Source organism: Pseudomonas sp. Ga0074129 (genome assembly GCA_001465025.1).
Taxonomy (GTDB): Bacteria; Pseudomonadota; Gammaproteobacteria; order Pseudomonadales; family Pseudomonadaceae; genus Aquipseudomonas.
On the sequence record LNDO01000073.1, the window covers coordinates 1 to 15,148 of the forward strand.

Annotated in this window: 11 protein-coding genes and 3 tRNA genes; 3 read left to right on the top strand and 11 right to left on the bottom strand. The window is 54.7% G+C overall.

Annotated elements, in window-relative coordinates; translation table 11 throughout:
* Positions 1 to 320: 320 nt before the first annotated feature.
* The 9 genes from AUK77_RS08595 to AUK77_RS08635 all read right to left on the bottom strand — a co-directional run bounded on the left by AUK77_RS08595 (position 321) and on the right by AUK77_RS08635 (position 9,252).
* On the bottom strand, positions 321 to 2,198 hold the full coding sequence (locus AUK77_RS08595; protein ID WP_296128311.1) for a SurA N-terminal domain-containing protein: 1,878 nt from the start codon (positions 2,196 to 2,198) through the stop codon (positions 321 to 323).
* Positions 2,199 to 2,415: 217 nt separating this feature from the next.
* Complete coding sequence (hupB, locus tag AUK77_RS08600; RefSeq protein WP_010490206.1) at positions 2,416 to 2,688, bottom strand: nucleoid-associated protein HU-beta; 273 nt, start codon at positions 2,686 to 2,688, stop codon at positions 2,416 to 2,418.
* A gap of 135 nt (positions 2,689 to 2,823) precedes the next feature.
* Entirely contained in the window at positions 2,824 to 5,217 is a 2,394-nt protein-coding gene (gene lon, locus AUK77_RS08605) for an endopeptidase La (RefSeq protein ID WP_296128313.1), read from the bottom strand.
* Between the two features lie 148 nt (positions 5,218 to 5,365).
* Positions 5,366 to 6,646: an ATP-dependent Clp protease ATP-binding subunit ClpX gene (gene clpX, locus AUK77_RS08610; protein WP_296128316.1), complete on the bottom strand. Its 1,281-nt coding sequence runs from the start codon at positions 6,644 to 6,646 to the stop codon at positions 5,366 to 5,368.
* A 112-nt stretch (positions 6,647 to 6,758) separates the two neighbouring features.
* Complete coding sequence (gene clpP / locus AUK77_RS08615; protein ID WP_296128319.1) at positions 6,759 to 7,394, bottom strand: ATP-dependent Clp endopeptidase proteolytic subunit ClpP; 636 nt, start codon at positions 7,392 to 7,394, stop codon at positions 6,759 to 6,761.
* 91 nt (positions 7,395 to 7,485) lie between these two features.
* Positions 7,486 to 8,796 (bottom strand): trigger factor, encoded by a 1,311-nt coding sequence (gene tig / locus AUK77_RS08620; protein WP_296128320.1) that lies wholly within the window; start codon positions 8,794 to 8,796, stop codon positions 7,486 to 7,488.
* Positions 8,797 to 8,928: 132 nt separating this feature from the next.
* Positions 8,929 to 9,013 (bottom strand) — tRNA-Leu (locus tag AUK77_RS08625).
* Positions 9,014 to 9,066: 53 nt separating this feature from the next.
* A tRNA-His gene (locus tag AUK77_RS08630) sits at positions 9,067 to 9,142 on the bottom strand.
* Positions 9,143 to 9,175: 33 nt separating this feature from the next.
* Positions 9,176 to 9,252 (bottom strand) — tRNA-Arg (locus tag AUK77_RS08635).
* A gap of 272 nt (positions 9,253 to 9,524) precedes the next feature.
* On the opposite strand from AUK77_RS08635, the gene folD reads away from it, so the two are divergent.
* Positions 9,525 to 10,379, top strand: coding sequence for a bifunctional methylenetetrahydrofolate dehydrogenase/methenyltetrahydrofolate cyclohydrolase FolD (gene folD, locus AUK77_RS08640; RefSeq protein WP_296128322.1), 855 nt, complete (start codon positions 9,525 to 9,527; stop codon positions 10,377 to 10,379).
* A gap of 125 nt (positions 10,380 to 10,504) precedes the next feature.
* Here the strand turns inward: folD and cysS are convergent, their stop codons facing one another.
* Positions 10,505 to 11,887, bottom strand: a complete 1,383-nt coding sequence (cysS, locus tag AUK77_RS08645; RefSeq protein WP_296128325.1) for a cysteine--tRNA ligase — start codon at positions 11,885 to 11,887, stop codon at positions 10,505 to 10,507.
* A gap of 63 nt (positions 11,888 to 11,950) precedes the next feature.
* Positions 11,951 to 13,615 (bottom strand): glutamine--tRNA ligase/YqeY domain fusion protein, encoded by a 1,665-nt coding sequence (locus AUK77_RS08650; RefSeq protein ID WP_296128327.1) that lies wholly within the window; start codon positions 13,613 to 13,615, stop codon positions 11,951 to 11,953.
* Between the two features lie 306 nt (positions 13,616 to 13,921).
* Here AUK77_RS08650 and AUK77_RS08655 point away from each other — a divergent pair, with 306 nt between their 5' ends.
* Complete coding sequence (locus AUK77_RS08655) at positions 13,922 to 14,416, top strand: peptidylprolyl isomerase (protein ID WP_296128329.1); 495 nt, start codon at positions 13,922 to 13,924, stop codon at positions 14,414 to 14,416.
* Complete coding sequence (lpxH, locus tag AUK77_RS08660; protein ID WP_296128331.1) at positions 14,413 to 15,138, top strand: UDP-2,3-diacylglucosamine diphosphatase; 726 nt, start codon at positions 14,413 to 14,415, stop codon at positions 15,136 to 15,138. Before AUK77_RS08655 ends, lpxH begins: the two co-directional genes overlap by 4 nt.
* Positions 15,139 to 15,148: the final 10 nt, after the last annotated feature.

The following is a 15,148-nucleotide window of genomic DNA, read 5'->3' on the forward strand; positions in this document are numbered from 1 at the left end:
AAATCCCGGCGATAAGGGCAATCGCGTCCGCTTAAAAATACGCGGACACCATCGCCCTTAATGCTGGAGTTCGGAAGGTGACTTGGCTGGACGCTTACGTTCATCGGTCAATGCCATACCGCCTTAAACCCATCTTGATTGGATGGGCACAACGCAGAGTTGTGCATTCGATGCCAGCCCTAGGTCGCCACTGCGCTTTAAAGGTGTACATATAGCCGAAAAGCAAACGCCCCGAACCTGTCGGGGCGTTTGCCTATTGACCATCACATCAGCTGTGGCCCGAGCCGACCCTTCAGGCAAGCAGCGGGCTTAGAGACGGATTAGAAACGCTCGATATCCGCTTTATCTTCCAACTGCTTGCGGAACGCAGCAAAGTCTTGCTGACCCGCACGCGACGCTAAGAAACGCGCGTACATAGCCTTCTCTTCATCAGCCAGTGTTTGCTCTGGCTGGCTCACACCATTGAGGCGAACGATGACGAAATCACCATTACTCAGGCTCACACCTGTGAAGGTTGGTTTATCAGCGGCATCGGGCTTGGGCATGCGGAACAGGGCTTGTAACACTGATGGCTCTACCCCTTCCTGACTGCGGGTTGCAGCCTCAATGACATTCCAGCCTTGGCCGGCTTCCGCCTGCGTGACGGGCGTGGTGCCTTCACGCAAGGCTTTCAGTTGCGACTCACCCTTGGCTTTTACAGCTTCGCTGGCGCGAACTTGTGTCAGCTGAGTGCGGATACTGTCGGACACTTGCTCCAGTGGCAGTTGCTCTGGCTTGTTGTGCTCCTTGGCACGCACGACCACTACAGTGTTCGGGTCAAGTTCGATGATGCTGCTGTTGCTACCGTCCTCAAGAACCTCATCACTAAACGCGGCCTGAATAACCTGACGATTTGCTGTCAGACCTTCGCTGCCACCCTGACGACCAAAGGCTTCTGTGGTTTTAACCTCTAGCCCTAACTCTTGGGCTGGCTGAGCCAGATCCGAGGCTTCAAATGCTGAATCTTCGAGGTCTTTGGCTACTTCAACAAAACGCTGCTCAACTTGACGCGCTTTGAGATCACGCTGAAGTTTTTCTTCCAGGCTGGCAAAACTCGGAACTTCAGGTGCCTGAACACCCAGCAGCTTGATCAAATGCCAACCAAACTCGCTGCGCACCGGTGCAGAGACCGCGTTCTCGCTCAACGCATACAACGCCTCTTCAAACGCAGGGTCATAGACGCCCGGGCCGGCAAAACCCAGATCACCACCATCAACTGCCGAGCCGGAATCGTCCGAAAACTCCTTGGCCAGTGCGGCAAAATCATCACCCTGCTCGAGGCGCTTCTGCACCTCAATCAGCTTGGCTTGGGCTTGGTCATCATTAAGCGCATCGTTTACTTCAACGAGGATGTGCGCGGCACGGCGTTGCTCTGCCAGATTGGCGATCTCGTTTTCATAAGCGCTTTGCAGATCTTCGGCAGAGACTTCAACTTGGTCAAAGAAGGCGTCTTTCTTCAGCTCAACGTATTCCAGCACAACCTGTTCAGGACTCATGAACTGGCTGGCCTGAGCCTCGTAGTAGGCCTTGATGTCATCGTCACTGAGCGCAACTGCATCCAAATCGGCTTTAAGCGTCAGCGTGGCAAAGTCGCGGGTCTGCTTCTCAAGGGCGGCAAAAGCCTGAACCTCGGCATCCGTCACAAAACCGCTGTTGCCCAAACCGGCACGCAATTGGCCGATCAGCATTTCCTGCTCAAGCATTTCGCGGAACTGTAAACGGTTGAAACCCAGCTGACGGATCACCTGATCAAAACGCTCAGCATTAAATTGACCATCAACCAGAAACTCTGGCGTGTTCAGTATCACCTGATCCAGCGATTGCTGAGAAAAAGCAAACTTCGCGTCACGCGCACCGTTAAGCAGCAGCGTGCGTTCAATCAAGCTATTCAATGCCGCTTCACGCAGCAGCTTCTCGTCCAGCAGCGACGCATCAAAATCACGCCCCAACTGCTGCAAAAGCTGCCGACGTTGCATCTCAACCGCCTGACTCAACTCGACGGACGTGATCTCAACACCATCAACCTTGGCCGCGTTTTGGCTGTTGCTGGTGCCGGTAAAAATGGCTTCTACACCCGTCAACGCCATTAGGGCGATGATGATGCCGATAATGGTTTTGGCAATCCAACCTTTTGAATTGTCCCTGATGTTCTGCAGCATGCGTCCCCCAGAACGACTGAACAAAAAAGCAGTCGCGCAGTGTGGGTAAAATCCGGATAGAAGAAAGGCGCATCGGTGGATGCGCCTTCTCGTGGTGGGCAGAGCGAGTAGAGCCGGTTAACTCATTTGAATTACACAGATGAATTTACACATCAAACACCTCGCTCGCCTCAGACTGGTCATTCAACCAGCCTGCCTAACAAAACCGAAAAGAAGCTTAGTTGACAGCGTCTTTCAGGGCTTTGCCAGCTTTGAAACCTGGAATCTTGGCAGCAGCGATGCTGATCGGGTTACCAGTTTGTGGGTTACGGCCAGTGCGTGCAGCACGCTCTTTGACAGCGAAGGTGCCAAAGCCAACCAGAACCACGGAGTCACCAGCCTTCAGAGCACCAGTAACGGATTCAATAACTGCGTCCAGCGCGCGGCCAGCTACAGCTTTTGGGATATCAGCAGATGCAGCGATGGCATCGATCAGTTCCGACTTGTTCACTCTTAAGTCCCCTTAATTTCTGTTTAGTTTATTTCTTGCTTTTAAATGTAAGCGAAGCGGGTGCTGGAAAGCCTACCGACACGAAGAGCCGCTTTATAACAAGGGCTCCAAAAATGTGTCAAGGAAGCACTCCGGCTAATGCGTGCTAATTCGCTCCTTGGAATCAGTCTCGCGCTTTTCATCCTTTGCAACCATGGGAGCCGCATCAGGCAAGGGCTCCGGAGCGTATTGCAGCGCAATTTGCAGGACCTCGTCAATCCATTTAACCGGTTTAATCTGCAGGTCCTGCTTAATATTCTCCGGAATCTCTTTGAGATCGCGGACATTCTCTTCCGGAATAATCACCGTCTTGATGCCGCCTCGGTGAGCTGCCAGCAGTTTTTCTTTCAACCCACCGATAGCAAGCACCTGGCCACGTAGGGTGATTTCACCAGTCATGGCAACATCAGCGCGAACCGGTATCTGCGTCAGGGCTGAAACCAGCGCCGTACACATACCAACGCCTGCGCTGGGGCCGTCTTTGGGTGTTGCGCCCTCAGGCATATGGATATGGATGTCCTGCTTCTCGTAGAAGTCCACAGGCACGCCTAGGCTCTTAGCGCGGCTACGCACCACCGTTTGCGCCGCAGTGATCGACTCGACCATCACATCGCCGAGCGAGCCGGTTTTGATCAACTGACCTTTGCCCGGCACAACGACTGCCTCGATGGTCAATAACTCACCACCGACCTGGGTCCAGGCAAGACCGGTAACCTGACCGATCTGATCTTGCTGCTCAGCCAGACCGTAACGGTGCTTGCGAACACCGAGAAAGTGTTCCAAAGAATCGGCACTCACGCTCACTTGGAAGCGTTTTTCGGTGGCATGCTCTTTGACAGCCTTACGACATACCTTGGCAATCTGCCGCTCAAGACCACGCACGCCCGCTTCACGGGTGTAGTAACGGATAATGTCGCGGATAGCAGCTTCGTCAAACAGCAGCTCGGTTTTCTTCAAACCGTTGGCTTGGACCTGCTTGGGCACGAGGTACTTGATCGCAATATTGATCTTCTCGGCCTCGGTGTAGCCAGGCAAACGAATCACTTCCATACGGTCCAATAATGGGCCGGGAATGTTCATCGAGTTGGCGGTACAGAGGAACATTACGTCAGACAGGTCGTAATCGACTTCCAGATAATGGTCGTTGAAATTGTGGTTCTGCTCGGGATCAAGCACCTCGAGCAGCGCCGAGGCCGGATCACCACGCATGTCCTGGCCCATTTTGTCGATTTCGTCGAGCAAGAACAGTGGATTACGCACCCCAACCTTAGTCATTTTCTGGATGAGACGACCCGGCATGGAGCCAATGTAAGTACGGCGATGACCGCGAATTTCGGCTTCATCACGCACACCACCCAAGGCCATGCGCACGAACTTGCGGTTGGTGGCCGATGCAATTGACTCCGCCAGAGACGTCTTACCTACGCCCGGCGGACCGACCAAGCACAACACAGGCCCCTTGAGCTTTTTCACTCGCTTTTGCACGGCGAGGTACTCAAGAATTCGCTCCTTGACCTCCTCCAAACCGTAATGATCAGCATCCAAAATGCTTTCAGCGCGGGCCAGATCAAGGCGGACTTTGCTCTGCGCCTTCCACGGCACATTAACCAACCAGTCGATGTATGAGCGCACCACGGTCGCTTCGGCCGACATGGGCGACATCTGCTTGAGCTTGTTCAACTCAGCATTAGCCTTGGTATGTGCTTCAGTGGAAAGACCTGCGTTTTCGATGCGCTTTTTCAGCTCATCAAGTTCGTTATGCCCTTCTTCGCCATCACCGAGTTCCTTCTGAATAGCCTTCATCTGCTCATTCAGGTAGTACTCGCGCTGACTGCGCTCCATTTGCTTCTTGACCCGCCCACGGATGCGCTTCTCAACTTGCAGCAAGTCAATTTCTGCATCCAGCAGGGCGAGCACGTGTTCGACACGAGCTGCTAAATCGGTAATTTCAAGAATTTCTTGCTTCTGCTCAATTTTCAACACCATGTGCGCAGCCATGGTATCGACCAGGCGGCTCGGCTCATCAATGCCATTAAGCGAAGCCAGCACCTCAGCAGGAACCTTCTTCCCAAGCTGAACATACTGCTCAAACTGGCTGAGCAGGCTACGGGTAAACACTTCGGACTCGCGCTCGGCGACATCCACCTCATCAATCAACTGCACGTCAGCTCGGCAATGGCCGTCGGCTTCAATGAAGCGCTCAATTTCGCCGCGCTGCTCGCCCTCAACCAGCACCTTGACTGTGCCATCGGGCAATTTCAAAAGCTGCAATACCGTTGCAACCGTGCCTACGCGATAAAGCCCGGCTTCATCGGGATCGTCATCAGCAGGATTTTTCTGCGCCAGAAGCAAAATCTGCTTTTCGCCCGTCATCGCGGCCTCTAGGGCCTCAATGGACTTTTCACGGCCGACAAACAATGGGATGACCATGTGTGGATAGACCACAACGTCACGCAACGGCAGGAGAGGCAATTCGATGGTTGTCTTCATGTTTTTGGCTCTACAGCGGCCTTACGGCCGTAAACTGATGGGTAACCCTTGAAACTAAGATGGGGGCAGCACCAACAAAAAACAAGCATTGCAGTAGGAAAAGCAAAGGGGCCCGCAGGCCCCTTGCTTTCAACATGTTACAGCGCTGTTACGCGTCAGGCGCAGCCTTAGCTGGAAGCTCTTTATTCTCATAAATGAGCAACGGCTTGGAGGTGCCGTCGATAACACTCTCATCGATAACCACCTTGCTGACGTCAGATTGCGAGGGTATCTCGTACATAGTATCGAGCAGTACACCTTCAAGGATTGAACGCAGGCCACGAGCACCGGTTTTACGCTCAAGCGCCTTATGGGCAACCGACTTCAGGGCATCAGGCCGGAATTCCAGCTCAACACCTTCCATCTCGAACAGCTTGCCATATTGCTTGGTCAGAGCATTCTTCGGCTCGGTCAGAATTTGCACCAAGGCCGCTTCATCGAGCTCATCCAGCGTTGCGATAACCGGCAAGCGGCCAACAAACTCAGGAATCAGGCCAAACTTGACCAAATCGTCGGGCTCAACAGCGCGCAACGACTCGCCAACTTTCTTGCCCTCTTCCTTACTGCGAACCTCGGCATTGAAACCGATTCCGCCTTTGGTCGAGCGGCTCTGAATAACCTTCTCTAACCCTGAGAAAGCGCCACCACAAATAAACAAGATATTGCGGGTATCGACCTGCAAAAATTCCTGCTGCGGATGCTTGCGACCACCTTGCGGTGGAACAGACGCCACGGTCCCTTCAATCAGTTTGAGCAACGCCTGCTGCACGCCCTCACCCGATACATCACGGGTAATCGATGGGTTGTCGGACTTGCGCGAAATCTTGTCGATTTCGTCGATGTAAACAATACCCATCTGGGCTTTTTCTACATCGTAGTCGCACTTCTGTAGCAGCTTCTGAATGATGTTTTCAACATCTTCACCCACATAACCTGCTTCGGTCAGGGTGGTGGCGTCAGCGATGGTGAAGGGAACGTTGAGCAAGCGCGCCAACGTTTCAGCCAACAGGGTTTTACCTGAGCCAGTCGGGCCGATGAGCAGGATGTTACTCTTACCCAACTCAATCTCATCTTTCTTGTCGCGCTGATTGAGGCGCTTGTAGTGGTTATAGACCGCTACAGCCAAAATTTTCTTCGCGCGCTCCTGACCAATGACGTATTGATCAAGAATGCCGCTAATTTCCTTGGGAGCAGGTAATTTGTGCGCGCTGCTTTCGGCCTGAGCTTCCTGCACCTCCTCACGGATGATGTCGTTACACAGGTCTACGCACTCGTCGCAGATGAAGACAGAGGGGCCGGCAATTAATTTGCGCACTTCATGCTGGCTTTTGCCGCAGAAGGAGCAATAAAGCAACTTGCCGTTGTCCTCGCCGTTGCGGGTGTCAGTCATTCGTTCGATCCAAATCCGATAGGCTTGCAACACAAGATGAAGGCTTATGCGGGCTTTTTCAAGCCCGCTGGAGGCCGGAAACGCCGACCTAGCCTATTTTGAGCTGCTTATATTAAGCGGGGCGCTTTTCAATCACAGCGTCGATCAACCCGTAATCACGAGCAGCTTCGGCGCTCATGAAGTTATCGCGGTTAGTATCGCGCTCGATCTCTTCCAAGGTATGCCCGCTGTGCTTGGCCATCAGCGTGTTTAGACGCTCGCGGATAAAGAGGATTTCCTTGGCATGGATCTCGATGTCAGATGCCTGGCCTTGGAAACCGCCCAATGGCTGGTGAATCATCACGCGCGAATTCGGCAGGCAGTAACGCTTGCCCTCGGCACCAGCGGTCAGCAGGAATGCACCCATGCTGCATGCCTGACCAATACAGGTGGTGGACACGTTAGGCTTGATGAACTGCATGGTGTCGTAGATCGACATACCTGCCGTTACCGAGCCGCCTGGCGAGTTGATGTAAAGATGGATGTCCTTGTCCGGATTTTCCGCTTCAAGGAACAGCAGTTGCGCACAGATCAGGTTGGCCATGTAGTCTTCAACAGGGCCGACCAGAAAGATCACTCGCTCCTTGAGCAGGCGCGAATAGATGTCATAGGCGCGCTCACCGCGAGCCGACTGCTCGACAACCATGGGCACCAAGCCGCCAGCGGCTTGGATGTCAGACATTTGATGCATAAAAGGATTGCGGGACATGCGTGCACTCGCTCCCTAAATAGTCATGTCACAAATACGCATAAGCCAGCGCGAAGGCTGGCTTATGTCGTGTTCGAACGAGGTAAAGAAATCAGGCGGCTTGTGGAGCTTCTACCGGCTTGACAGCTTCTTCGTACGAGACTGTTTTATCAGTCACGTTGGCCTTCTGCAAAACAGTATCTACAACTTGTTCTTCCAGCACAACCGAACGTACTTCGTTCATTTGCTGGTCATTTTTGTAGTACCAAGCCACAACCTGCTCTGGCTCTTGGTAAGCAGAAGCCATTTCCTGAATCATTTCGCGAACGCGCGCATCATCTGGCTTCAGTTCGAACTGCTTAACCACTTCAGCTACAACCAAGCCCAGCACGACACGGCGCTTGGCTTGCTCTTCGAACAGCTCAGCTGGCAGTTGGTCAGGCTTAATGTTGCCACCAAACTGCTGAACAGCCTGCACGCGCAGACGATTCACTTCGTTGATGATCAGTGCCTTTGGCACTTCGATCGGATTGGCAACCAACAGACCGTCCATAACCTGAGCCTTGATCTTGGACTTGATCGCCTGACGCAGCTCACGCTCCATGTTCTTACGCACTTCAGCACGGAAGCCTTCAAGGCCGCCTTCTTTAACACCGAACAGAGCGAAGAATTCATCGTTCAATTCAGGCAACTGAGGAGCAGCTACGCTGTTTACGGTAACAGTGAACTCAGCTGCTTTACCCGCCAGATCAAGGTTCTGGTAGTCAGCAGGGAAAACGGGGTTGATGACACGCTCTTCACCCGCTTTCACACCCACCAAGGCATCTTCGAAGCCAGGGATCATACGACCGGAACCCAGCACCAACTGAGTGCCTTTGGCAGAACCACCGGCAAATGCTTCGCCGTCAATTTTGCCAACAAAATCGATATTAAGCTGATCGCCATTCTCGGCAGCGCGCTCAACAGTCTCAAAACGGGTATTTTGCTTGCGCAGGATATCCAGCATGTTGTCGACATCCGCATCAGCCACATCAGCCTGCAGACGCTCAACAGCGATAGCTTCCAAGCCGGCAACCGTGAACTCAGGGAAGACTTCAAAGGTAGCGACGTATTCCAGATCCTTGCCTTTCTCGAAAGACTTCGGCTCTACAGCTGGAGCGCCGGCTGGATTGAGCTTTTGCTCAACAACAGCTTCGTAGAAAGTGGACTGAATCAGGTCGCCCAAGGCTTCTTGGCGCGCGGAGTCTTCGTAGCGCTGACGGATTACGCTCATAGGCACTTTGCCAGGGCGGAAACCAGGGACTTTGGCACGACGGGCGGTCTGCTGCAGACGCTTGTTGACTTCAGTCTCGATGCGCTCAACAGAGACGCCGACGGTCATACGGCGCTCGAGAGCAGAAGTGCTTTCAACAGAAACTTGCATGGATAATCCTCGTTGCACAGACAAAAGCCGGCCGCTTGCCGACCCCAAATCAAGGGCATGCATTCTAGAGGGTCGATTTGAAGAAGTCACCCTAGATGCAGGCGGCAAACGGGAGGGAGTTAAAGATAAAGATGGTGCGGACGGAGAGACTCGAACTCTCACGCCTTGCGGCGCTGGAACCTAAATCCAGTGTGTCTACCAATTCCACCACGTCCGCATGGTAAAGCTTTATACGAAAACGCCAGGCTTTAACCTGGCGATTTCTAAATATGGGGTGGACGATGGGGATCGAACCCACGACAACAGGAGTCACAATCCTGCGCTCTACCAACTGAGCTACGCCCACCATATTGCATTTACTTGAGCCAAGACCGCCAAATGGCGCACCCGGCAGGACTCGAACCTGCGACCATCCGCTTAGAAGGCGGATGCTCTATCCAGCTGAGCTACGGGCACTTATCCATCTGCTAGCGCAGACTTAAAGCTTTCGGCTTCGGAAAAAACTTTGCAGCTTCGACCTTTGCCGTCTTACCCAGCGACTGGCTGTGCTCGACAAGCGGGGCGAATGTTATAGAGCCACTTTAAACTCGTCAACACTAAAAGCTAAAAAAAATCAGCCATTTAAAGGAGTTACGCGAAAAGCCGGACTGCCGCCTTTGCCCAACAGCAAGCCCATGCGAGAATAGGTGACCTTTTTTCATCCTTCTTTAAATGGTTAACCAAGCGCAATGACCGCACAACTGATCGATGGCAAAGCAATTGCCGCCAGCCTGCGCCAGCAGATCGCCCAACGTGTCACCGAACGACGCCAGCAAGGGCAGCGCGCACCCGGACTGGCCGTAATCCTCGTCGGTAGCGATCCAGCGTCTCAGGTCTACGTTTCACACAAGCGTAAGGATTGCGAAGAAGTTGGCTTCCTGTCGCAAGCCTATGACTTGCCTGCAAACACCGAGCAGGCTGAACTCATGGCCCTTATCGACCGCCTGAACGAAGACCCCGCTATTGATGGCATTCTGGTTCAACTGCCGCTCCCCGCTCACCTGGATGCATCCTTGCTACTTGAACGCATTCGCCCTGATAAGGACGTTGACGGCTTTCATCCTTACAACATCGGCCGCCTGGCGCAGCGCATGCCACTGCTGCGCCCCTGCACTCCCAAAGGCATCATGACGCTCCTGCAAAGCACTGGCGCCGATCTTTATGGCATGCATGCTGTGGTGGTTGGCGCCTCTAATATCGTTGGTCGCCCAATGGCTATGGAACTGCTACTGGCTGGCTGCACGGTCACGGTCACCCACCGCTTCACCAAAGACCTGCCCATGCATGTCGGCCAAGCGGATATTGTTGTGGTGGCCGCCGGCAAAACAGGACTGGTCAAAGGCGAATGGATCAAAGAAGGGGCGATCGTCATTGATGTCGGGATTAACCGCCAAGATGACGGCAAGCTGATCGGTGATGTGGTGTACGAGACCGCCCTGCCCCGTGCTGGCTGGATCACACCCGTACCGGGCGGCGTAGGCCCGATGACTCGTGCATGCCTGCTGGAAAACACCCTGCACGCAGCTGAGCACCTACACGACTAAGCAAGCGCAGCGATCGTTAAGCCTACAAATAAAAATGCCCGCCTCTCTCGAAGCGGGCATTTTTTATTGGTTTATGCCGCTACCAGCTTAAACAGACGACCGAACCACGCGCCCATTAAGAGCAGTTAGTCCGCCAAACGCCAGGACGTTCCACCTTTACCGTCTTCCAGCACCACGCCCATAGCGGTGAGCTGATCGCGGATAAGGTCGGACTCGCCCCAGTTCTTCTCCGCGCGTGCCTGCAGGCGTGCGGCGATAAGCGCCTCCACTTGCGCAGCATCGACCTTGCCAGCCGCACCTGCCTGCAGAAAAGCCTCAGGCTCAAGCTGCAACACACCCAGCACCTTAGCCAGTTCCTTCAAGCGCGCAGCCAAGCCGGCAGCAGCCTGCAGATCGCTGTCACGCAAGCGATTGATATCGCGGGCCAGTTCGAACAAAACAGCACACGCTTCCGGCGAGTTGAAATCATCATCCATGGCCGCGGCAAAACGCTCGACAAAATCTTCGCCACCAGCCGGTGCAACAGCGGGCAGCCCCTTGAGCGCGTTGTAGAAACGCTCCAGAGCGCCCTTGGCTTCGCGCAGGCTGTCTTCGGAGTAGTTGATCGGGCTGCGGTAGTGGCTGGACACCAGCAGGTAACGCACCACCTCTGGGTGATACTTCTCCAGCACCTCACGAATGGTGAAGAAGTTGCCCAAGGACTTGGACATTTTCTCGCCGTCCACACGCACCGCGCCGGCATGCATCCAGGCATTGGCGTAAAGCTTGCCGGTGGCCGCCTCGCTCTGTGCGATCTCGTTTTCGTGGTGCGGGAACACAAGATCCGGGCCGCCGCCATGAATATCGAAGGTCTCGCCCAGGCAGCAGGTCGACATCACCGAGCACTCAATATGCCAGCCGGGACGGCCCGCCCCCCACGGCGACTCCCAACTCGGCTCGCCCGGCTTGACGCCCTTCCACAAGACGAAGTCCAGCGGATCTTCCTTGATTTCATCAACCTCAATGCGCGCACCGATCTTCAACTCGTCGATCTTGCGGCGCGACAGCTTGCCGTAGGTCTCAAATTTGGTGACGCGGTAATACACGTCGCCATTACCCGGCGCATAGGCAAAACCCTTGTCGATCAAGGTTTGAATCATCTGGTGCATGCCAGCGATATGATCAGTGGCGCGCGGCTCCTGATCGGGCCGCAGGACATTCAGGCGCGCTTCGTCTTCGTGCATGGCCGCAATCATGCGCTCGACCAATGCTTCGAACGGCTCGCCGTTGTCGTTGGCACGCTTGATGATCTTGTCGTCGATATCCGTGATGTTGCGCACATAGGTCACTTCATAGCCGCGATGACGCAGCCAGCGAGTCACCACATCGAACGCCACCATCACCCGCGCATGACCGATGTGACAGAAGTCATAAACCGTCATGCCGCACACATACATGCGCACCTGGTTACCCACCAGCGGTTTAAAAACATCTTTGCTTTTGGTCAGCGTGTTATAGATCGAGAGCATTGCAGTTCCTTGAAAAACAACGGGCCAGCGTACCGACCCGGTTCTAATCAGAGCATCTGAGCCTTAGGCCCAGGAGTCGCGCAGGGTGACAGTCCGGTTAAAGACGAGCGAACCCGGCTTGCTGTCCTTGATATCGGCGCAGAAGTAGCCTTCGCGCTCGAACTGGAAACGTTCTTCAGGCAGCGCTTCGGCCAGCGATGGCTCAGCGCGACAGCCCTTGAGCACCACCAGCGATTCAGGGTTGATGTTATCGAGGAAGCTGCCGCCGTCTTCGTCCTTCTCCGGGTTGGCGGAGCGGAACAGGCGGTCGTACAAGCGCACTTCGCACTCGACGCTTTCAGCCGCTGGCACCCAGTGAATCACACCTTTGACTTTGCGGCCTTCAGGGTTTTTGCCCAGGGTGTTCTCGTCGTAAGTGCAGCGCAGCTCGACGATATTGCCAGCAGCGTCCTTGATCGCTTCATCGGCGCGAATCACGTAACTGCCGCGCAGGCGCGCTTCGCCACCGGGGATTAGACGCTTGAAGCCGGCCGGCGGAACCTCTTCGAAGTCGCTGGCATCGATGTAGATCTCGCGGCTAAACGGCAACACCCGCACGCCCATGTCCTGTTTCGGGTGGCGTGCCAACTCCAGGTTTTCGACCTGACCTTGCGGGTAATTGGTGATCACCACTTTCAGCGGTTTGAGCACGCACATAGCGCGGGCAGCGTTGGCGTCTAGGTCTTCGCGGATGGCAAACTCAAGCATGCCAATATCCACCACACCACCGGCGCGGTTGACGCCGATCATGTCGCAGAAGGTGCGGATCGAGGCCGGGGTATAACCACGACGACGAAAGCCCGACAGAGTCGACATGCGCGGGTCGTCCCAACCATTAACGTGCTTCTCGTCAACCAACTGCTTGAGCTTGCGCTTGCTGGTGATGGTGTAGTTCAGGTTAAGGCGGGCGAATTCGTACTGACGCGGCTGCGCCGGCACTGGCAATTGCGCCAAGAACCACTCGTACAGCGGACGGTGATCTTCGAACTCCAAGGTGCAGATCGAGTGGGTGATGCCTTCGATGGCATCGGACTGACCGTGGGTGAAGTCATAGCTCGGATAAATGCACCACTTGTCACCGGTCTGGTGGTGATGGGCATGGCGAATGCGGTACAGAATCGGGTCGCGCAGGTTGATGTTCGGCGAGGCCATGTCAATCTTCGCGCGCAGCGAACGCACGCCATCAGCGAATTCGCCGGCTTTCATGCGGGCGAACAAATCAAGGTTTTCCTCGACGCTGCGCTCACGGAACGGGCTGTTCTTGCCTGGCTCAGTGAGGTTGCCGCGATAGGCGCGCATTTCTTCGGCGTTAAGGTCGCAAACAAAGGCCTTGCCCGCCTTGATCAGCTCAACAGCCCAGCTATACAACTGATCAAAGTAGTTGGAGGCATAGCGCTCCTCGCCGGCCCACTGAAAGCCCAGCCACTGCACATCGCTCTTGATTGCGTCGATGTATTCCTGGTCTTCCTTAGCCGGGTTGGTGTCGTCGAAACGCAGGTTGCACTCACCACCAAACTCTTTAGCCAGGCCGAAATTCAGACAGATCGACTTGGCATGACCGATGTGCAGGTAGCCATTGGGCTCCGGCGGAAAACGGGTGATGATTTTTGTGTGCTTGCCTGCATCCAGATCGGCCTGGACGATGGAACGAAGAAAGTTAGCGGCGGCGACAGTTTCTGGCTTGCTCATGGGGTCCTTGGCGAGTGCGGGGCGCAATTCAAAGCCTGCATACAACCTTGCGATCTAAGGGCAAAACGGTCATGAAAACAGCCATGGATACTGGATTTACTCAGGAAAATGAGCATTCCGAGGTGGTTTTCAACGCCATTAAGCCAACGCAAAGCAGGATGTAGTCAGGCTCTCAGGGTAGGCCGGCTTATACAAAGCGCTTATCATAGCCGAAGCTGTCAACCCCCTGACAGGCCCAAGAGCCGCTTCAAAGCCCTTTGCTGGAACTCGGCGGCTCACGGATTTATCGACAGAGCGATTACCTCCATGATCAAGCTGCATACCAACCACGGCGTTATCACCCTCAACCTGTTCGAAGACAAAGCCCCGGAAACCGTGGCCAACTTTAAGCAGTACGTAAAAGACGGTCATTACGACAACACCGTTTTCCACCGCGTGATCAGCAACTTTATGATCCAAGGTGGCGGTTTCGAACCCGGCATGACGCAGAAAACCACCCGCGCACCGATCAAGAACGAAGCCAACAACGGCGTAGCCAATAAAATCGGCACTGTGGCCATGGCCCGCACCATGGAGCCGCATTCGGCCTCCGCGCAGTTCTTTATCAACGTGGGCGACAACAGCTTCCTCAACCACAGCGCGCCGACCGTCCAAGGCTGGGGCTATGCGGTATTCGGTGAAGTGGTTGAAGGCATGGACGTGGTCAACGCCATCAAGGCCGTTGCGACCACCAGCAAATCCGGCCACCAGGATGTACCGGTTGAAGACGTAATCATCGAGCGCGCCGAGATCGTTGAGTGATCTTACTGATCTCCGACCTACATCTTGAACAGGAGCGCCCGGACATCAGCCGGGCGTTTCTGCATTTCCTCGAAACACGCGCGGTTCAGGCCCAAGCGCTGTATATCTTGGGTGATTTCTTTGAAGTGTGGATCGGCGACGACGCTATCACCCCCTTTCAACGCTCGATTGCCCAAGCGCTGCGTCAACTCAGCGAACGCGGCACGCGCATCTACCTGATGCATGGCAATCGTGACTTTCTGATTGGCAAAGCCTTCTGCCGCGAAGCGGGCTGCACCTTGCTGTCCGACCCAAGCGTGATCGAACTGAATGGCAAACGCGTGCTGCTGATGCACGGCGACAGTTTGTGCACGCAAGATGTGGGTTACATGAAACTTCGTCGCTGGCTACGCAATCCGCTATCGCTGTTTATCCTGCGCAACTTGCCGCTCAGCACCCGGCAAAAACTGGCACGCAAACTGCGCAATGAAAGCCGCACACAAACGCGGATGAAAGCCAGCGAGATCGTTGATGTTACGCCGGATGAAGTGCCACGCATCATGGCCGAACATGGCGTGCTCACGCTGATACACGGCCACACCCATCGACCAGCGACCCATCAATTACTAGTCAACGGCCATGCGGCGCAACGTATTGTGCTCGGCGACTGGGACAAGCAAGGCTGGGCACTGCAAGTTGATGCTGACGGGCTGCTGCAAAAACCTTTTGCGCTCACGTCATAAATTTTGACGC